Origin of the sequence: Lentzea aerocolonigenes, from assembly GCF_000974445.1 — a bacterium.
GTDB classification, from domain to species: domain Bacteria; phylum Actinomycetota; class Actinomycetes; order Mycobacteriales; family Pseudonocardiaceae; genus Lentzea; species Lentzea aerocolonigenes.
This window is the reverse complement of sequence record NZ_BBOJ01000044.1, coordinates 1-18,499: the sequence shown is the minus strand read 5'-3', so window position 1 is coordinate 18,499 and position 18,499 is coordinate 1. Positions and strand designations below refer to the sequence as shown.

The following is an 18,499-nucleotide window of genomic DNA, read 5'->3' as shown; positions in this document are numbered from 1 at the left end:
GCGCGCATTCCTTCGAGCCTTGCTCGCGAGGAGAGAGCGTGCCCGACCGCCTTTCAGTGGTCATCCATGAAGCGTGTGCCGACCTGCCCAACGCGTCGGCGGAGGCGGTTCTGGCTGAGACCAAGCGAAATCTGTACGACGGCATCACCGACGCCGAGCTCGCGCTGGCGCCGATCATGGCCGCCCGCGCGATGGTCGAGCTCGACCCGGACTACTCCCGCGTCAGCGCCCGGTTGCTGCTGGACAAGCTGCGCACCGAGGCGTGTGGGGTGCCGTTGTCGCACGCCGAGATGACCGAGCGCTACCCGTCGTACTTCGCCGCGTTCGTCCGCCACGGCATCGAGCTGGGCCAGCTCGACCCGCGCCTCGCGGACTTCGACCTGGTTCGTCTCGGCGCCGCGCTGAAGCCGGAACGCGACCTGAACTTCCAGTTCCTGGGCATGCAGACGCTGTACGACCGCTACTTCCTGCACCACGACGGCCGCCGCTACGAGCTGCCGCAGGCGTTCTTCCTGCGCGTCGCCATGGGCCTCGCGCTCCAGGAGGACGACCGCGACGCCCGCGCGATCGAGTTCTACGAGCTGCTCTCGTCGTTCGACTTCATGTGCTCGACACCGACGCTGTTCAACTCGGGCACCACCCGCCCGCAGCTGTCGTCGTGCTTCCTCACCACCGTGGAGGACGACCTCGCCGGGATCTTCCACGGCATCAGCAACAACGCGCTGCTCAGCAAGTTCGCCGGCGGCCTGGGCAACGACTGGACCCCCGTGCGCGGGATCGGCGCACACATCAACGGCACCAACGGCAAGTCGCAGGGCGTCGTGCCGTTCCTGAAGATCGCCAACGACACTGCGGTCGCGGTCAACCAGGGAGGGAAGCGGAAGGGCGCTGTCTGCGCGTACCTCGAAACCTGGCACATCGACGTCGAGGAGTTCCTCGACCTGCGCAAGAACACCGGCGACGAGCGACGCCGCACCCACGACATGAACACGGCGAACTGGGTGCCGGACGAGTTCGTCCGCCGGGTGCGCGCGAACGGCCAGTGGACGCTGTTCTCGCCCGACGAGGTGCCGGACCTGCACGACGCGTTCGGCGACGACTTCGCACGGAAGTACCGCGCGTACGAGGAGAAGGCCGACAACGGCGAGATCAAGGTCTTCCGCCGCATCCCCGCCGTCGACCTGTGGCGGCGCATGCTGACCATGCTGTTCGAGACCGGCCACCCGTGGATCACGTTCAAGGACCCGTGCAACCTGCGTTCGCCGCAGCAGCACAGCGGTGTCGTGCACTCCAGCAACCTCTGCACCGAGATCACCCTGAACACCACGACCGACGAGGTCGCCGTGTGCAACCTCGGCAGCGTCAACCTCGCGCGGCACGTCACGGCCGACGGCATCGACCACGCACGGCTCGAAAAGACCGTGCGCACCGCGGTTCGCATGCTCGACAACGTGATCGACGTGAACTACTACACGATCCCCGAGGCGCGGAACTCCAACCTCAAGCACCGCCCGGTGGGGCTGGGCCTGATGGGCTTCCAGGACGCGCTGTTCACGCTCGGCACGGCGATGGCCAGCGCGGAGGCCGTCGAGTTCGCCGACCGCAGCATGGAGGAGATCAGCTACTACGCGATCTCCGCCAGCGCCGACCTGGCGCAGGAACGCGGTGCGTACCAGTCGTTCGAGGGTTCGTTGTGGAGCAACGGAATCCTGCCGATCGACTCCATCGGGATCCTGGCCCAGAACCGCGGTCCCGGCGAGCTCGACCAGAACCGCGAGTCCACGATGGACTGGGACGCGGTCCGCGAGAAGGTCCGCAAGGGCATGCGGAACTCGAACGTCATGGCCATCGCGCCGACCGCGACCATCGCGAACATCACCGGCGTGAACCAGTCGATCGAGCCGTTGTACCGCAACCTCTACGTGAAGTCGAACATGTCCGGCGACTTCACGGTCATCAACCCGGACCTGGTGCGGGCGCTCAAGCAGCGCAAGCTGTGGGACGAGCAGATGATCTCGGACCTGAAGCTGCACGACGGCAGCCTCGGCCCGATCGACCGGGTGCCCCCGTACCTGAAGGCGTTGTACGCCACGGCGTTCGAGGTCGACAGCTCGTGGCTGATCGAGGCGGGCGCGCGCCGGCAGAAGTGGATCGACCAGGCGCAGTCGCTGAACCTCTACCTCGCGCAGCCGAGCGGCCGCAAGCTCGACGAGCTGTACCAGCTGGCCTGGGTGCGCGGCCTCAAGACCACCTACTACCTGCGCACGCAGAGCGCCACGCACGTGGAGAAGTCCACGTTGCAGGGCACCGACGGCAAGCTCAACGCCGTCTCCCCCACCGCCTGCTCCATCACCGAACCCGACTGCGAGGCCTGCCAGTGACGAACATCGAATCGGGCGCCGGGCGCGTCTCCGTCGACGACAAGGCGATGATCAACTGCCGCGCCGACGTCAACCAGCTGCTGCCGCTCAAGTACCACTGGGCGTGGGAGAAGTACCTCAACGGCTGCAACAACCACTGGATGCCGACCGAGGTCTCGATGCAGGCCGACATCAGCCTGTGGAAGTCCGCCGACGGGCTCACCGACGAGGAACGCCGCATGATCAAGCGGAACCTCGGCTTCTTCGCGACCAGCGAGTCGTTGGTGGCCAACAACATCGTGCTCGCGGTGTACCGGCACCTCACCAACCCCGAGTGCCGCCAGTACCTGCTGCGCCAGGCCTTCGAGGAGGCCGTGCACACCCACACGTTCCAGTACATCTGCACCTCGCTCGGCCTGGACGAGGGCGAGCTGTTCAACATGTACCGGGAGATCCCGTCGATCACGGACAAGGCCGCGTGGGCGTTGCAGTTCACGCAGCACCTGGAGGACCCGGAGTTCCGGACGGGCACGCCGGATCGCGACCAGGCGTTCCTCAAGGACCTCGTCGCGTTCTACGTGGTCTTCGAGGGCATGTGGTTCTACACCGGGTTCGCGCAGATCCTGTCGCTCGGACGGCGCAACAAGATGGTCGGCATCGCCGAGCAGTACCAGTACATCCTGCGCGACGAGTCGATCCACCTGAACTTCGGCATCGACGCGATCAACCAGATCAAGATCGAGAACCCGCACCTGTGGAACGACGTGTTCCAGAAGGAGGTGCGCACCATGCTCGCGGAGGGCTGCGAGCTGGAGATCGCCTACGGCCGGGACACGATGCCCACCGGCATCCTCGGCCTCAACTCCGAGCTGTGCGAGCAGTACATGCGGTTCATCACGAACCGGCGCTGCGCCCAGCTCGGCCTGGAGCCGGTGTGGGAGCCGACGGAGAACCCGTTCCCGTGGATGTCGGAGATGATGGACCTGAAGAAGGAGAAGAACTTCTTCGAGACCCGCGTCATCGAGTACCAGAACGGTGGCTCACTGGAGTGGTGACCCCAGCCTGACGGCGCTGGGCAGCCCGGCCCGGTCCGCGACAGGCCACTGGAGCGGATCGGGCCCCAGCTTCACGAGCTCGGCGACCTGGAGCTTCGCCCACGGCGAGATCTCGCGGGTGCCGTCCAGCACGCTCGAAGCGAACTCCGCCCACGCCACCCGCTCGGTGGAATCGACCTCGTCCGGGTTCGGCGTGGGCTCGTCGTCGCAGAGCACCCGGAACACCGGACACATCTCGTTCTCGACGACGCCGGCCATCTCGGCGCGGTAGCGGAACCGCGGCAGCAGCAGTTCGGGCTCGGAGCACTTCATGCCGAGCTCGTCCTGCAGACGCCGCAGCACGGCCTGTGCCATGTCCTCGTCCGGGAGGGGGTGACCGCAGCAGGTGTTCGTCCACACGCCGGGGAACGTCTTCTTGTGCAACGCGCGCCGGGTGAGCACGATCCGGCCGGCCGAGTCGAAGACGTAGCTGGAAAACGCCAGGTGCAGCGGGGTGTCCGCGTGGTGCACGACGGCTTTGTCCTCGACGCCGATGGCCGAACCGTCCTCAGCGAGGAGTACCACCTGTTCCACAGTCACTCCGCCACGTAATCACACGAGCGCCCGGATCGGAAAGCCGGTGAGCTCGAGTGGGGGAACAGCGCGCCCCTAGGTGTCCCAGGTCACCCTGAGGTCATGACTTCCCCGTTCGCTCAGGCTCACACCATGTTCCTGGTGCTGGTCAGCCCAACGGGCCAGTACTCGATCTGGCCGGCGGTGCTGCGGGTGCCCGCCGGGTGGCAGGTCGTCCACGGCGTCGCGTCACGGTTGTCCTGCGAGGCCTTCGCGGCCGCGGCTCGCCTCGACCTCTCAGCGGCGGCTTAGCTCGGGATGAACGGCGCCTTTGTCCACGCGCCGTTCATCCCGAGCGGAACTACCTGCGTTCGGCCAGGGTCGACCGCAAGGCGTGGTACGCGGGCTTGCGGCTGAAGTCGTCCCACATCACCGTGGCCGCGCCCTGGCCCTGGAAGAACACAGGCACCCACGAGTACTTGTCGACGAAGCCCCAGATCGTGAACGACCGGCAGGAGCTGACGTTCAGGCACGCGGTGAGCATGCGCTGGTAGTAGTCGGCCTGCTGGCGCAGCTGGGCCTCCGTCGGCACGCCGCTCGCGGGCAGGGTCATCCGCACGTCGACCTCGGTGAGCGCGGTCTGCAGGCCGAGGCCGGCGAACCGCTTCAGGTTGCGCTCCAGGTCGTCCGGGAAGCCGTAGTCCAGGCTGAGGTGTCCCTGGGCGGAGAAGCCGTGCACGGGCACGCCGGCCGCACGCAGGTCCTTGATCAGCGCGTAGTACGCGTCGCTCTTCGCGTTGACGCTTTCGACGTTGTAGTCGTTGAAGAACAGCTTCGCCTTCGGGTCGGCCCGGTGCGCCCACCGGAACGCGTCCGCGATGATGCCGGGACCGAGCTCGCGGATCCAGATGTTGTCCGCGGTCCGCAGCGCACCCGCGTCGGTGAAGATCTCGTTGGCCACGTCCCACTGCTGGATCTTGCCCGCGTAGCGCCCGACCACGGTCGTGATGTGCTCGCGCAGGATCGCGCGCAGCTCGTCCTTGGTGAACTGGCCCTTCTCGAGCCACTCCGGGTTCTGGCTGTGCCACAACAGGGTGTGGCCGCGGACGACCTGCCGGTTCTGCTGGGCGAACCGCACGATCGCGTCCGCCGTGCCGAAGTTGTACCGGTTGCGCTCGGGGTGGATGTACTCCCACTTCATCTGGTTCTCCGCCGACACCGAGCTGAACTCGGCGGCGAGCACCTTGCGGTACGGCCGGTCGGAGGTGAAGGGGTCGGGGTAGGGCTGGTTCTCGTGGTGACCGCCACCGGCGACCGCGCTGCCGATGTGGAAACCCTTGGGAGCTGCCGCGCGCAACGTGTGGTGGTGGCCGCTCGCTTCCGGTGCGGCCGAGGCCGTCGACGCCAACGGCATCGACAACGTCAGGGCGGTGAACAACGTCATGATCAGACGAGCCGGCTTCATCAGACCTCGTTTTCGAAACTTTTTGCCTGGTATGCGCGCCTTTTGGCACCCTATGGCGGTCTTCTCGACAGCGTCAAGCGCGCGAAACCGTTGGGAGAGCGTCGAATCACGACTCAGCGAATCGACGCGCGCATTCGACGAAAAAGTGTCGAAGAATCGATGCCGCGCAATTCAGCAGACCAGTCGCGCGTCACCCCACACCGCGTTGTCGAGGCTGGTGCCGTCACCGCCGTCGGTCACGCGCAACGTCAGCGACCTCACCCCGCCGACGTCCACGCTGACCGGCAGCGCCGGGTCGACGGACTTCCGTAACGGGCTCTCGTACAGCACGCGACCGTCCCCGACCACCACGAACGTCACCGTGCCGCCGACGCCGGCCGCGCGGTCCACGCGGCCGTCGACCTCGTCGTCCACCCCGACGGTGGCGTCGAACCTCGTGCACGTCCCGATCTCGAAGGTCTTGTCCGCAGGCGTCGTGCCGATCCCTTTGCCGAACCGCACGCCACCGGTCGTCAACGTCCTGCCCTCGACCGAGAGATCGTTGCCGGGAACGTAGAACTGCCCGGCGGGCAACGGTTTCCACACGTGCGTGCGCGTGGCCTTCTCGGCTTCGACGCCGGAGAACCGCGCCACCGCGGGCACATCGTTCAGCCCTGCCACCGGGTTCGCGCCGACCGTCACCGTCCAGCGGCCGTTCACCGACTCCCCCGGCGCGACCCGGAACGCGCGGACCGCACGGGACGCGCTCCAGCCGGACGGCACGCGCGGCGCGAAGGTCACGCCGTACAGCGACCGGTCCGAGGTGTTGGTGAACGTGCCGCTCATCTCGAACGTCTGCCCCGGCTGCACCGACACCTGTTCGGGAGAAACCACGACCGTCGTGGACGGGATCGCGCCGGTGGACCGTGCGCAGGTGTCGCGCACCGGACGGCAGACGATCGCCGCGAACCCGCCGTCCTTCGCGACCGGGATGGTCAGCTTCTGGTCCGTGACCTGGGTTTCCTTGACCAGACCGGCGGCACCGTCGCGCACGATCTCGACCAGCCAGCGGCCCCCGCCGAGCGCGGGCAGGTCCAGAGTCCGCGCCTCGCCCGCGATCGCGCCGCCGACGAACCAGCGGTCGCCGTCGCGCCGCGCCATCACGACGTCCTCGCCAGGACGGCCCGACAACAGCCGCGTCTCGTCCCACGCCGTCGGCGCCTGCTCCAGGAACCAGCGCGCGAGCGGCCTGGCGTCGTAGGAGTCCGGCCGTCCCGCGAGGTTCTGGATCCCGGACTCGTACAGCACGGACAGCGCGAGCTCGCCGCCGTCGGTGTTGGCACGGGCGCGGTGGAAGCCACCGGGCGTGTAGTCCATGCCTCCCACCACGTTCCGGGTGAACGGCAACGCGGTGATGTGGCTCGTGGTGAGGCCGCTGGACTTCTCCGCGCCGTGCACGGCCTCGGTCGTCATGACGTGCGGCCAGGTGCGGTGGACGCCGTGCGGCAGCGTGGCGCCGTGGAAGTTGACGAGGAAGTGCATGCGCGCGGTCTCGGGCAGGATCTCGTCGTACCAGCGGTAGCGCTCCTGGCCGTCGGAGTCCATGAAGTCGATCTTCAGGCCCCGCACGCCCCACCGCTGCAACCACGGAAGGTAGTCCGCGCGCTTCTCCGGCGTGTCGACGCTGCTGAACCGCACCCACGTGTGGATGCCGACGTTGCGCGCCTTCGCGTACCTCACCAGCTCGGGGATGAAGCTCGTCTGCCGCCAGTTCGGGTCGTCGTACCAGCCAGCGTCGACCACGACGTAGGGCCATCCGCGCGCGGCCGCGTAGTCGACGAACTCCTTCTGCTTCGCCAGGTCCTGCTGGGCCGTGCGGCCACCGGCGAGCCACGTCCAGACCGCCGGACCGGGCTTGATCCACGACGTGTCCCCGATGCGGGACGGCGGCGCCAGGTCGTCCACCAGCGTCGACTTCACGACGGTGGCCAGTGAGCCCACGATCATGGTGCGCCACGGCGTCTTCCGCGCCCCGGACACCTTCTCGTCCCAGAGCTTCACCTGGTACCTGCCGCCGCCGGTGTGCACGAGGTGGCCGCCGGAGTACCGTCCGTCCACATCGGACTCGGTGATCAGCGCGTAGGTGCCCCCGACGTCGAACAGCGCGGGGTGCATGTACTCGGCCTGCTCGGCGGTCCCCGCCGTCATGCGCAGGAACGGGTTCTCGTAGTCGCGCCGGAACTTCGCGAGCCACGCCGTCGCGTCGGCAGGAAGCACGAACGCGGAAGCCTCGCCGGTGACGGCACCTGTGTCCTGCGGCAGTTCGTACCGGTACGCGACACCGTCGGCGGACTCCCGCACGACGAGGTCGAGCCTGTTCGCGCCAGAGGTGAATCTGTACGTCGTCTCGGTGGCGCGCACGACCCGGTCGCGCTTCTTGCCGGACGTGGTGCGGTAGTGCTCGAAGATCGCTCTGCGCGACTTGCCGACGAGTGTCAGACCGGATGACAGGTCGGCGCGCTCGGTGGTGATCCCGACCGGCGACGGCTGCACGATCGTCTTGCCCTTGTGCGTCACCGCCAGGGTGATCGTTCCGCCCGAACTGCTGACGACCGCCTGCGGGCCGTTCGTCCCCGCCTGTGCGGGTGGCACGACCAGGCCGGCTGCCAGCACGGCCACGACCAGCGTTTTGACCGCCACGGACACTCCCCTCGTGATCCGGGGCGGCGGTCACCGGAGGACATCCCTCGACCCGGACGCTATGCCGGGCATTTCGTCCGAGTCAAGGGATGTAACAACCGTGACAGATACTGCCTACAGCAGGGTGATGATCCCGTGCGCCGAAGCGCCACCGTGCTCGTTGTTGCCCGCGTACGAGGCCGTGTAGCCCTGCAGCAGCGTCGACAGCCCGACCAGCAACGACACGTTCGCGTCGCAGGTGGCCTTGCCGTACGAGTTGGTGGTCGCGGTGCACAGCGGGTTGCCCTTCACCGTGCGGAACACGATCTGCTGACCGGCGACCGGCGCCCCGGTGTGCTTCTCGGTCAGCGTCGCGTCGAGCGAGCGGACCGTGAAGCCGAGGAGCCGCACCTGCAGCTGAGCACTCCCCGCCACGAGCTTCGACGCGGCGGGCGGCACGAAGTTGACCGCGATGCCCACCGGGCGCTGGCCGACCGCGATGGAGCCGGTGACCGTGTTGGACGCCGTGTCGATGACCGACACCGTGTTGCTGTTGAAGTTCGTGACGTAGGCGCTCGCACCGTCCGGCGTGAGGGCCACGCCGATCGGACGGTCACCCACGAAGATCTTCTGCGTTTCCACCATCGCCGCCAGGTCCACGACGGACACCGAGTCGAACTCGCTGTTCGTCACGTACGCACGCGTTCCGTTGGGCAGCAACGCGATGCCGTGCGGCGTGAAGCCGACGGCGGCGGTGCCGACCACGGCGCGCGTGGCGACGTCGATGGCGGAGATGTTGTCGGAACCCTTGTTCACCACGTAAATCCGGGTGCCGTCGGCGGACGCCGCGATCGCGGTGGAAGTGCTGCCCACCGGGATGTCGGCGACGACCGCGTTGGCCGTGGTGTCGATGACCGAGACGGTGCTCGGACCGACGACGTCGTGCGTGACGTAGACGCCCTTGCCGTCCTTCGTGACGACGATGCCGTCGGGGTTCGAACCGACGTTGATGGTCGCGGTGACCGTCAACGTGGCCGTGTCGACCACGGAGACGGTGCCGTCCCCGTAGTTGGTGACGTAGACGAAACCGCCACCGGGCGCGACCGCCACACCAGCCGGATGGCTCCCGACGGGTACGGACTTGTCGACCGTGTTGGTCGGCGTGTCGATGATCGTCAACGTGTTCTGCACGGTGTTCGTCACGTAGCCGCGGGTTCCGTCGAAGGCGACCGCTGCCATGTACGGCGTGCTGCCATCACCATCGGAGATCGTCTCGGACACCGCGTTCGTGGCCGTGTCGATCACCGACACCCCGCCGCCGTTGTTGGCGACGTAACCCAGAACCCGACCGGCGGGAGCCGCCGAGGCCGGGGTCACCACCAGTGCCGCGGTGACGGCAGATGCCATCACCAGTGGACGCAACCGCATGTTCAATGCCTCCTGGCGCGCGTCATCCCGACCTTTTCTCCGACATCGCGAAAGGAGGAGGGGGCGTTAGCCTCTTCAGAGTCTTCTCGAGCCGGCGGACGGCGAAACCCGTGCCGTGCGTGCAGAGTTGGTGGCTCTACGAGTTGTTCGAGGGACATCCGCCTGGTCCGACTGTGACCCACGTCACTGCAACACCCGTGCCGCGAGAAGCCAACTGGGGGCGTGATGTTCGCGGAGCTGTTCGACGAGCACGCCCATCCGCTGCACCGATATCTGGCGCGCCGGGTGGGCGTCGACGTGGCCGACGACCTCGTCAGCGAGACGTTCCTGGCCGCCATGCGCGGCAAGGAGAGTTACGACCCCGAGAGGGGAAGTGTCGTCGGCTGGCTCTACGGCATCGCGACGAACCTGTTGCGCGGCCACGCCAAACGCGAGTTGCGCCTGTTGCGCACCGCCGAGCGGTACGGGGTGGATCTCAGTGTCGCCGAGTCGTTGGAGCACACGGTGGTCACCCGCGTCGACGCCCGCGCGCACCTGCGGCTGATCGCCGGTGAGCTGGCCAGGATGCCGGACGTCGACCGCGATCTGTTGCTGCTCGTGTCGCTGGCCGGCCTCACCAAACAGGAGGCGGCCGAAGCACTCGGCATGAATCCCGCCACCGCGCGGTCCCGGCTGCACCGCCTGCGCACCAAGCTCAAGGAACTGGAGCTCCGCAATGCGTGACCTGCTGGACGACGACATCGCCGAGCTGTACCCCGTGCGGGGCAGCGACGACGTTCGCCTGGCCCGGCTGCGCGAACAGCTCTTCACCGAGGCCCCGAAACGACGACCCTCGCGCAACTGGGTCGGCATCGCCGCCGCGGTCGTCGCGGTGGTGATGATCACCGGGCTCGTGGTGCTGCTGCGGCCCGCGCACCGCGACGCGCCAGCGACGATGCCGGTCACCCCGGCGACCTCGTTGCAGGAGGCCGCGACGATCCTCGAGCTGGCCGAGAAGCCGACCGCGAAGTACCGGCACCTCAAGTACGTGATCTGGCAGACGATCACCGTCAACCAGGTGGAGGCGAAGGTCGCCTTCGGTGCCACCGCCCTCGAGTTCGAGATCAACGTGTGGGTCCCCTCCACCAATGGCGGAGTGGTCGTCATCTACCGCAAGTTCACCGGGCGCTCGCGGCCGGTCGCGGGTCTGCAGGAGTCGATCGAACGCCTCGCGCAGATGGGCGACAACGGCCCGCGCCTGTGGGGCACGTTCTGCTCGGCCACGCCGTGCAAGGAGACGAGCCTCGCGCTGCCGTTGCCCGTGGATCCCGCGCAGCGGATGGAGGCGGCCTCGAGCAGGTTGCTGTCGCCGTTCACGACCAACGAGGAGCTGGCCGCGACCTACCGCGAGCTGGCCGCCACGCCAGGGATCCACTGGGAGAACGGCAAGGTGTGGGCCGACGGTGCCAGGACCTCGTTCACCATCGATCCGGCGACCGGGCGGGTCACCGGATCCGTGCAGGACAAGCCCGCGGGCAGCCCGCTGCCCGACGGCACGGCGTCGATGACGGTCGACGTCACCAACGAGTGGACCGACAGGAGCCCGAACTGATCGGCGATCAACGGCCGTCGTAGGACCGCGGCAGGTACCAGGCCAGAGCGGCGCGCAGCTCGGCGACCTCGCGCTCGCGCCGCCGTCTGGTCCGTTCGTGGGCGATCGGGAACACCCGCACACCGCCGTGATGCGCCCCGAAGAAGCGGCGTGGCGCCGGGTCCTTCAGCCAGACGACGACCCACGGCCGTTTCTTGTGCGGCACCACGCGCACCCGTGCGAGCTCGTACCACCAGTACTGGTGGAACTTGCCGTTGCGGGTCGTGGCGATGCCCTCGCGGCTGATCTCGACGACGACCTTGCGCCGGGCCGCGGCGCCGAAGAACCGCACGGCGCGCACGACCAGCACGCAGAACGCGGCCAGCGCCAGCAGCTGCGTGGCGCCGTTGGCCTTCGCGGCGGGGTCGGCGATCGCGGCGGCGAGCAGGGCCGCGGCGAGGTTCAGCACGCCCCACGCCGTGGGCACGATCCGCGACGTCGAGAACGTCGCGGCGGCGGGCGTCATCGGCGCGGGCAGCTTGGTGGTCGGTGGCTTCGGCGTGACGACCTGCGCGATCATGCGGGTCACCTCGGCCGGGTCCGGGCGCTTGGCCGGGTCGCGGTGCATGCACTTCTGCACCAGCGGGCGCAGCGGCTTCGGCACGCCGTCGAGGTCCGGTTCGCCGTGTGCGGCCCGGTACAGCAGCGTCGCGGTCGGGCCCTCGCCGAACGGGCCCTTGCCCGTCGCCGCGTAGACCAGCACCGCGCCGAGCGCGAAGACGTCCGACGGCGGCGCGACCTCCTGGCCGGTGATCTGCTCCGGCGAGAGGAAGCCCGGCGTGCCGAAGACCATGCCGGTCTCGGTGAGCGCGGTGTGCTCCATCGCGCGCGAGATGCCGAAGTCGATCACGCGCGGGCCGTCGGCGCCGAGCAGCACGTTCGACGGCTTGAGGTCGCGGTGCACGAGACCCGCCCGGTGGATCGCGGTCAACGCCTCCGCGAGGCCCTCCGCCAGCCGGCGCAGGTGGTGCTCGGGCAGCGGGCCGTGCCGTTCGATGGCTTCCTGCAGCGTCGGGCCGGGCACGTACTCCGTCGCCATCCACGGCCGCGCCGCGCGCGTGTCCGCGTCCACCACGGCCGCGGTGCCGGCGCTGCCGACCGCGCGAGCCATCTGCACCTCGCGGCGGAACCGCTCGCGGAACTTCGGGTCGTCGGCGAGCTCCGCGCGGGCGACCTTGACGGCGACCTGCCGTCCGTCGCTGCCTTGTCCCAGGTAGACCGTTCCCATGGCACCACGACCAAGCCTGCCCAGGAGCAGGTAGTCGCCTATGCGTTGTGGTTGGTCCACCTTCACCGGATCGAGGGTAGCGGGAACTCGGGCTGGAACCTCACATCTGAGTAGATCTACGTATCGTTGTCACCCATGGGCCGGACCCGCTTGTACCGCAACGGCGAACTGGTGGACCAGGACTTCCCGGTCGCCGACGTCGCGAACCACCTCCAAGATCCGTCCGCGATCGTGTGGTTCGACCTGTGCGCGCCGTCTCAGGACGAGACTGGTCTGCTGCGCGACGAGCTGGGACTGCACGAGCTCGCGATCGAGGACGCCTTCTCCGAACGGCAGCGCCCCAAGGTCGACCGCTACCCCACCCACCTGTTCCTCAGCGTCTACGCGGTCCGCTACTCCGGGCACGAGATCAAGACGTGCGAGGTCGACGTCTTCGTGGCCCGCAACGCGCTCGTGACGGTGCGCGAGAGCGAGGACTACGACCTGGCCGGGGTGCTGCGCCGCTGGGACGCCGCGCCGGCGCTGGCGGAGAGCGGGATCGGGTTCCTGCTGCACGGCCTGCTCGACGACGTCGTGGACGGCCACTACACCGCGGCCCAGCAGCTCGACGACGACATCGAGGCCCTCGAGGACCGGATCTACGCGGAGAAGCCGCACGTGGGTCGCAAGGCGTTGCAGCTGCGCCGCGCCCTGGTGCAGCTGCGGCGGGTCGCGCTGCCGATGCGCGAGGTGCTGGGGTCGCTTCTGCACCGCGACCACGAGCTGGTGGACGACGTGATGAAGCCGTACTACCTGGACGTCAAGGACCACGCGCTGTTCACGGCCGAGCTGACCGAGTCGATGCGCGAGCTGGTCGTGAACCTGCGCGAGGCCGAAGTCGTCGTGCAGGGCAACCGGCTCAACTCGATCATGAAGAAGGTGACCAGCTGGGCCGCGATCATCGCGGTGCCGACCGCGATCTCGGGCTACTACGGCATGAACGTGCCGTACCCCGGCTTCGCGAGCCCGTGGGGCTTCTGGGTGTCCACGCTGGGCATCTTCGGCGTGTCCTACCTCCTGTACGTGATGTTCAAGCGCCGCGATTGGTTGTGAGAAGTTGAAGATCCACCTGACCCGGCGGGACGAGCTCGCGATCATCACGATCGACGCGCCGCCGCTCAACCTCTACTCGCTCGACCTCGACGCGGAGTTCCACGAGGCCCTGGACGAGCTGGGCGACGCGCGGGCGTTGCTGGTCAACGCGACGGGCAAGGTCGTGAGCGGCGGCGTGGACGTGTCGCTGTTCGCCGCGCAGGAGTACCGCGAGGAGGCCCAGCAGCTGTTCGACCGCATGCTGCTGCTCCCCCAACGCCTCGCCGCCCTGCCGATCCCGACCGTCTTCGCGGCCCACGCCCTGTGCCTGACCTGGGCGTTCGAGCTGGCGGTGGCGTGCGACCTGATCGTGGCGGCCGAGAGCGCGCGGTTCGGGCTGGTGGAGAAGGTCGTGGGTCTGACGCCGACCATGGGCGGCACGCAACGCCTGGCGGCGCGCGCGGGCGTCGGGCGCGCGAAGGAGTTCGTGATGACCGGCGACCTCTACGACGCTTTGACGCTGGAGCGCTGGAACGTCGTCAACCGCGTGTTCCCGGACGAGGGCTTCGCGCTGGCGGCCGAGCAGTTCGCACTGTCGCTCGCCGTCGGCCCGACCCAGGCACATTTCGCGACCAAGCAGGTCCTCGCCCATTTCGAGAACGGCGGCGTTCCGGAGGCCGACGCTCACGTCACGACGATCGCGTCCGCCCTCTTCGAGACCGAAGATCTGCCACGGGCCGTGCACAGCTTCCTCACGGACGGTCCCGGCCGCGCGACATTCACAGGTCGCTGATCTCACACATCAAGGTTTCCAATGGCTCGGTGATAAAACCGTGATCTGCCTGCTCACACGGATGGAGTATTCCCGGCCGCACGGAAGATGATGTTGCGGCACAAGGAGATCCGCTTGACTCCTCACGTCGTCCCGTGCAGTGTGCTGTGCGTTCAACGGCCCCGTACGAAAACTCGGTCGCACGAGTGCGTACAAATTCCGCAACGGCCGACGACACAATTAGCGAGTTCACGGTCCCCCGTCGTGAACGCGCGTGGAGGTAGATCCAGCCGTGAAACTGAGATTGGCCGTACTGCTGACCGGTGGTGTCATCGCGTTGGCCGCCTGCTCCCCGACGAAGGCGGCCCAACCGACACCGATCGCGGACAGCACCAGCGCCACCTCGACCAGCACGTCCAGCAGTTCCCCGGCCCCGAGCAGCTCGGCGGCCCCCAGCAGCTCCGCACTACCGTCCGCCACGAACGGCCCCGTGAAGCCGCCGAACAACCCCGGCACCCCCGCGCCGGCCGGTTCACCGGGCTGGAAGCTCACCCAGGCCAACACGGGTCTGGCCGGGGTCGGCCTGAACTGCGACTCCCTGCCCGTCTACACCGGCCCCGCAGCCCCCGGCGCCGGCACGGTGATCTCGGGCAAGCGCATCGAGCAGGCTCTTGTCCTGTTCGCGGGCAACATCACCATCGAGAAGTCCTGCATCCGCCCGGGCAAGCTGGACGAGGCCGCCCCGCTGGTCACGACCAACGGCCCGTGCGGCAGCAACTCGTGCCAGGTCACCGGCGCCCCGGTGACCATCCGCGACTCGAACATCGACGGCTCCAAGCTGTCCGCGTCGACGATCGCGAAGTCGTGCGCGTTCCTCGGCGTCGGCACCCTGCAGCGCAACTACATCACCGGCATGGGTTCCGGCATCTGCTTCTACAACACGGGCAGCACCCTGAACGGCCTGGCCGAGGGCAACTACGTCCGCGGTCTGCGCACGGCCGGCGACGCGCACAACGACGGCGCCACCGTCCGCGACTTCCCGCTGGACAAGAACGCCGGCCGCACCCTGACGTTCCGCAACAACCGGATCGACTGCTCGACCGGCCAGGACACCGGCGCGCTGTTCATCCAGACCTACGGCGACGACATCGACAACGTCACCGTCGAGGGCAACCTGCTGGAGGGCGGCGGTTACCAGCTCGGGCTGGAGTCGAGCCACGGGAACCAGTACGGGCGGAACATGAAGTCCATCAACAACCGGTTCACCGGCAGTGGGTGGGGCGCGGCTTATGTGACCGCCAACGGGGTCGGGTACAAGTGGGCGGTTTGGCAGGAGAACTACCTGATGGACGCCAACGCGCCGGACGCCAAGGGGAAGCCCGCGGGCTCACCGTGACGCGTGGGTGGGCCAGGCCCGCCGTGACGCGTGAGTGAGCCAGACTCACCATGACGCCGGAGTGGGCCGAGCCCGCCCTCCGTGACCTGGCCGCCTTCGCTCCCGAATCCCCCGCGGGAGCGAAGGCGGCCTGGTCGACGGTCCTGGAGGACGCTGGTGGCAAGCCGAAGGGCCACGGAGCTTGAGCCCTCGCGGGATCGATCACCTGGCGGGCAGCGCGGCAGGACGACTGTCCGGTCGGCACCCTCGCGCCAGGCACGAAGTGGACCCCGCGCCCTGCCTCCAACTCCCCGCCACCGGCCTCACGGGTTGTGGAACACGCTGACGAACGCCCTCTCGAACCTCCCCGCCGCAAGATCCGACCGCTGCATCACCCAGTGCACCGTGGCTCCCTCGTAGTCGTCCACGTCCACCTGCCAGTCCGCGAGCAACACCCAGTCCGCGGCATCAGACGACACCTCCCACCCGTTCGCCGTCCCCGCCCGCACAGCGTCGGACACCGCACGAACGACCGGGTCGGACTCGATCGCCTCCTCGTCGGCGTAGCCCCCGATCTGCAGTTCCCCCAACGGGGCGATGTCCTCACGGGCGTCCTCCCACAGCGAGGCGAGGTCCTCCGACCGCGGATGGCCGGGAAGCGGCCGCCCGTCCGGCAGCGGGAGCGAGCCGTGGCAGGGCAGCGACACGTCGGCCTTCAGCCGCAGCGGGCCCTGCGGGAACGCCTCCACCAACTCCTCGTACTCGTCCCAGCCGCCCTCGTCCCAGGCGAGCTTGTCCCGTTCCTCCACGGCCGCACCCGCCGGGACGTGCACCACGCTGCCCATCGAGTCGTCGTCCACCTGCGGGAAGGCGAAGAACAGCAGGCGACCATCCCCAGGCAGGGGTAAGTCCGTCACGCCCGGCGGCAGAGCGGCGAGGTCGACCCAGCCGACGTACGGGTGCTCGGGGTCCGGGGCATCAGCCGGGAGCAGCAGCGGGCCGCCGAACTCGCCCACGACCGGGCCGTCCCCACCACGTGTCAGCGTGGCGCAGGGACGGGCCAGAGCCAGCCAGCGGTCCACGTCGGCGGCCGGGATGTCCTGCGCGAGCGCCTCGTCGCGGAAGGGGGTCAACCGGTGATCAGGAGTCATGACCGCAACCGTAGCGACGGGGTCTGACAGTCACGCGTTGTCACGGAACTTGAGCCAGCTCGAGCTCAACGAGTCCCAGATCTCCTGGTAGCGCTGGAACATCTCATGCACCCGTTCGGGATCGATCTCCGTGGCCGGCGTCGAGGCGATGTAGTAGGAGAGGTCGTCCTCCAGCCGATGGAACCGATAGCTCGCGTCCTCCATCAGCACCCACAACGACCGCCACGCGAAGAAAGGCTCCAAAGCCGACACCACGGTCACCACCGCCACCAACGAGAAGGCCGTTCCTGTCCACGGGTCCAGGTTCTGCAGGCCGAGGATGATCGTCGATGCGGCCGAAAGGACCAACGTGGTCAGCCGGACCGCCACGGACTTCCAGCGGAACCGGTGCTTTCGGGAGTGGGCGTAGGAGTGCCCCCGCGCGATCTGGGCGCGGAGGTGGTGGGCCAGTTCGAGCGGCTTCAGGCCGGACGGCAAGTCGGTCACGGGCCGCACAATAGTTTCCGGGTACGGTCGCCCGCGTGCAGTCAGCCGGACCCAGAACCCTGCTCGCCGTTCACGCCCACCCGGGCGACGAGTCGACGGCGACCGGGGGCATGCTCGCGCACTACGCCAGACAGGGCGTTCGGACCGTGGTGGTCACGTGCACCAACGGCGAGTTCGACGACGCGCCCAGTGGTGCGGTGCCCGGTGAGGTCGGGCATCACCCCAAGGCCGTGGCCGCGCACCGGAGGGCCGAGTTGCAGGCCGCGTGCGACGCGCTGGGCATCTCGGACCTGGAACTGCTGGGCTACCACGACTCCGGCCACACCGGCGAGGTGCCGGAGGGCGGGTTCTGCACGATCCCCGTGGAGACCGCCGCCGGGCGGCTGGCCGCGTTGATCGAGCACTACCAGCCTCAGGTCGTGGTCACGCACTACAGCTCGCACCGCGACCACATGCACGTGATCCGGGTGGCCAAGCTCGCCGTGTACCGCACGGGAATCCCGGCCAAGCTCTACCTCACGGCCAAGGACGGTTCCACCACGATCGACATCAGCGAGGTGGCCGACGAGAAGCGCAAGGCGTTGCAGTGTCACGCCAGCCAGCAGGTGCACGGGGCGTTCGCCTTGCAGGAGCACTACTTCCGCGCTCTCGACACGACGAACGCCCCGTTGCCGGAGACCGACCTGTTCGCGGGCGTGACGACCCACGGGCCGGACCTGCCTCGCTAAGCGCCTTGCCAGAAGTTGTGTCTGTAACTCGCGTGAGTTGACCTTGCCGCGAACGTGAAGAGCCTCGTCGGGTTGGATTCGGTTACCACACCTGAACCAGCACGACGAGGCCTCCACCAGTATGCGCCCCGCGCATGTCTATGCCGACTTGACCCCTGCCCAGCACCGTGAGCTGGTCACCGCGTTGCACGGACCCTGGCGAGTCGCCGCTCGCATCGTCATCGTGCTGCTGTCCGCATCCGGGATGAGCGCACCCGAGATCGCCGAACTCCTGCACTACGAGCCGGTCACCGTGCGCCGCTGGATCGCCCGGCACACCCGTGACGGCATCGCCGGGCTACCCGACCGGCCGCGCAGCGGACGCCCGCGTCGGGGCAGCCCGCGGCTCGGGCAACGCATCCACACCCTGCTCCAGGCGCCGAAAGCCTGGACCACCGCACGACTCTGGCGCGCCGCCCGGCGACCCGAGATGAGCCTGCGCACCTTCTACCGGCGGTTACGGGAGCAGGCCAGCTGGCGGCGCCCCCGGCTGATCGCCAA

The 18,499-nt window shown here is 68.4% G+C and carries 18 protein-coding genes; 10 read left to right on the top strand and 8 right to left on the bottom strand.

Annotated elements, in window-relative coordinates; genetic code table 11:
- Positions 1-38: 38 nt before the first annotated feature.
- Positions 39-2,381: a ribonucleoside-diphosphate reductase subunit alpha gene (locus AOM45_RS47935; protein WP_236704106.1), complete on the top strand. Its 2,343-nt coding sequence runs from the start codon at positions 39-41 to the stop codon at positions 2,379-2,381.
- Between the two features lie 47 nt (positions 2,382-2,428).
- The gene (locus tag AOM45_RS47930; RefSeq protein ID WP_236704108.1) at positions 2,429-3,415 is read left to right on the top strand and encodes a ribonucleotide-diphosphate reductase subunit beta; all 987 of its coding nucleotides are present in this window, start codon (positions 2,429-2,431) and stop codon (positions 3,413-3,415) included.
- Here the strand turns inward: AOM45_RS47930 and idi are convergent.
- Positions 3,401-3,988: an isopentenyl-diphosphate Delta-isomerase gene (idi, locus tag AOM45_RS47925; RefSeq protein WP_030473918.1), complete on the bottom strand. Its 588-nt coding sequence runs from the start codon at positions 3,986-3,988 to the stop codon at positions 3,401-3,403. The genes AOM45_RS47930 and idi overlap by 15 nt on opposite strands.
- Positions 3,989-4,090: 102 nt before the next feature.
- On the opposite strand from idi, the gene AOM45_RS47920 reads away from it, so the two are divergent.
- Positions 4,091-4,279, top strand: a complete 189-nt coding sequence (locus AOM45_RS47920; protein WP_030473917.1) for an MbtH family protein — start codon at positions 4,091-4,093, stop codon at positions 4,277-4,279.
- A 49-nt stretch (positions 4,280-4,328) separates the two neighbouring features.
- On the opposite strand, the gene AOM45_RS47915 is transcribed toward AOM45_RS47920, so the two are convergent.
- The 3 genes from AOM45_RS47915 to AOM45_RS47905 all read right to left on the bottom strand — a co-directional run bounded on the left by AOM45_RS47915 (position 4,329) and on the right by AOM45_RS47905 (position 9,518).
- Positions 4,329-5,432 carry an endo-1,4-beta-xylanase gene (locus tag AOM45_RS47915; protein WP_035914014.1) on the bottom strand — a complete coding sequence of 368 codons (1,104 nt, stop codon included), beginning with the start codon at positions 5,430-5,432 and terminating at the stop codon, positions 4,329-4,331.
- Positions 5,433-5,603: 171 nt separating this feature from the next.
- Positions 5,604-8,111, bottom strand: a complete 2,508-nt coding sequence (locus AOM45_RS47910) for a glycoside hydrolase family 97 N-terminal domain-containing protein (RefSeq protein WP_201780208.1) — start codon at positions 8,109-8,111, stop codon at positions 5,604-5,606.
- Positions 8,112-8,225: 114 nt separating this feature from the next.
- Positions 8,226-9,518, bottom strand: a complete 1,293-nt coding sequence (locus AOM45_RS47905) for a YVTN family beta-propeller repeat protein (RefSeq protein ID WP_030473914.1) — start codon at positions 9,516-9,518, stop codon at positions 8,226-8,228.
- Positions 9,519-9,743: 225 nt separating this feature from the next.
- On the opposite strand from AOM45_RS47905, the gene AOM45_RS47900 reads away from it, so the two are divergent.
- A complete protein-coding gene (locus tag AOM45_RS47900; protein WP_035914006.1) occupies positions 9,744-10,241 on the top strand; it encodes an RNA polymerase sigma factor in 498 nt (165 codons plus the stop codon).
- Positions 10,234-11,109, top strand: coding sequence for a hypothetical protein (locus tag AOM45_RS47895; protein WP_030473912.1), 876 nt, complete (start codon positions 10,234-10,236; stop codon positions 11,107-11,109). The genes AOM45_RS47900 and AOM45_RS47895 overlap by 8 nt, the downstream gene beginning before the upstream one ends.
- A 7-nt stretch (positions 11,110-11,116) precedes the next feature.
- On the opposite strand, the gene AOM45_RS47890 is transcribed toward AOM45_RS47895, so the two are convergent.
- Positions 11,117-12,442, bottom strand: a complete 1,326-nt coding sequence (locus AOM45_RS47890) for a serine/threonine-protein kinase (protein ID WP_035914005.1) — start codon at positions 12,440-12,442, stop codon at positions 11,117-11,119.
- A gap of 69 nt (positions 12,443-12,511) precedes the next feature.
- Between AOM45_RS47890 and AOM45_RS47885 the strand changes: the two genes are divergently transcribed.
- Together AOM45_RS47885 and AOM45_RS47880 are read left to right on the top strand one after the other, a co-directional pair.
- Positions 12,512-13,468 carry a magnesium transporter CorA family protein gene (locus AOM45_RS47885; RefSeq protein ID WP_030473910.1) on the top strand — a complete coding sequence of 319 codons (957 nt, stop codon included), beginning with the start codon at positions 12,512-12,514 and terminating at the stop codon, positions 13,466-13,468.
- Positions 13,469-13,472: 4 nt separating this feature from the next.
- Entirely contained in the window at positions 13,473-14,240 is a 768-nt protein-coding gene (locus tag AOM45_RS47880) for an enoyl-CoA hydratase/isomerase family protein (protein WP_030473909.1), read from the top strand.
- Positions 14,241-14,468: 228 nt separating this feature from the next.
- Here AOM45_RS47880 and AOM45_RS47875 read toward each other — a convergent pair whose 3' ends face one another.
- Positions 14,469-14,699: a hypothetical protein gene (locus AOM45_RS47875; RefSeq protein WP_156094466.1), complete on the bottom strand. Its 231-nt coding sequence runs from the start codon at positions 14,697-14,699 to the stop codon at positions 14,469-14,471.
- A gap of 10 nt (positions 14,700-14,709) precedes the next feature.
- On the opposite strand from AOM45_RS47875, the gene AOM45_RS47870 reads away from it, so the two are divergent.
- Positions 14,710-15,615, top strand: a complete 906-nt coding sequence (locus AOM45_RS47870; protein WP_030473907.1) for a right-handed parallel beta-helix repeat-containing protein — start codon at positions 14,710-14,712, stop codon at positions 15,613-15,615.
- 302 nt (positions 15,616-15,917) lie between these two features.
- Here the strand turns inward: AOM45_RS47870 and AOM45_RS47865 are convergent, their stop codons facing one another.
- Both AOM45_RS47865 and AOM45_RS47860 read right to left on the bottom strand, forming a co-directional pair.
- Entirely contained in the window at positions 15,918-16,745 is an 828-nt protein-coding gene (locus AOM45_RS47865; RefSeq protein ID WP_030473906.1) for a hypothetical protein, read from the bottom strand.
- Between the two features lie 30 nt (positions 16,746-16,775).
- Positions 16,776-17,231, bottom strand: coding sequence for an SLATT domain-containing protein (locus AOM45_RS47860; RefSeq protein WP_236704105.1), 456 nt, complete (start codon positions 17,229-17,231; stop codon positions 16,776-16,778).
- A 35-nt stretch (positions 17,232-17,266) separates the two neighbouring features.
- Between AOM45_RS47860 and AOM45_RS47855 the strand changes: the two genes are divergently transcribed.
- Together AOM45_RS47855 and AOM45_RS47850 are read left to right on the top strand one after the other, a co-directional pair.
- Entirely contained in the window at positions 17,267-17,959 is a 693-nt protein-coding gene (locus AOM45_RS47855) for a PIG-L deacetylase family protein (RefSeq protein WP_030473904.1), read from the top strand.
- Positions 17,960-18,080: 121 nt separating this feature from the next.
- On the top strand, positions 18,081-18,499 hold a 419-nt coding region (locus AOM45_RS47850; protein ID WP_156249786.1), incomplete at its 3' end, for a helix-turn-helix domain-containing protein.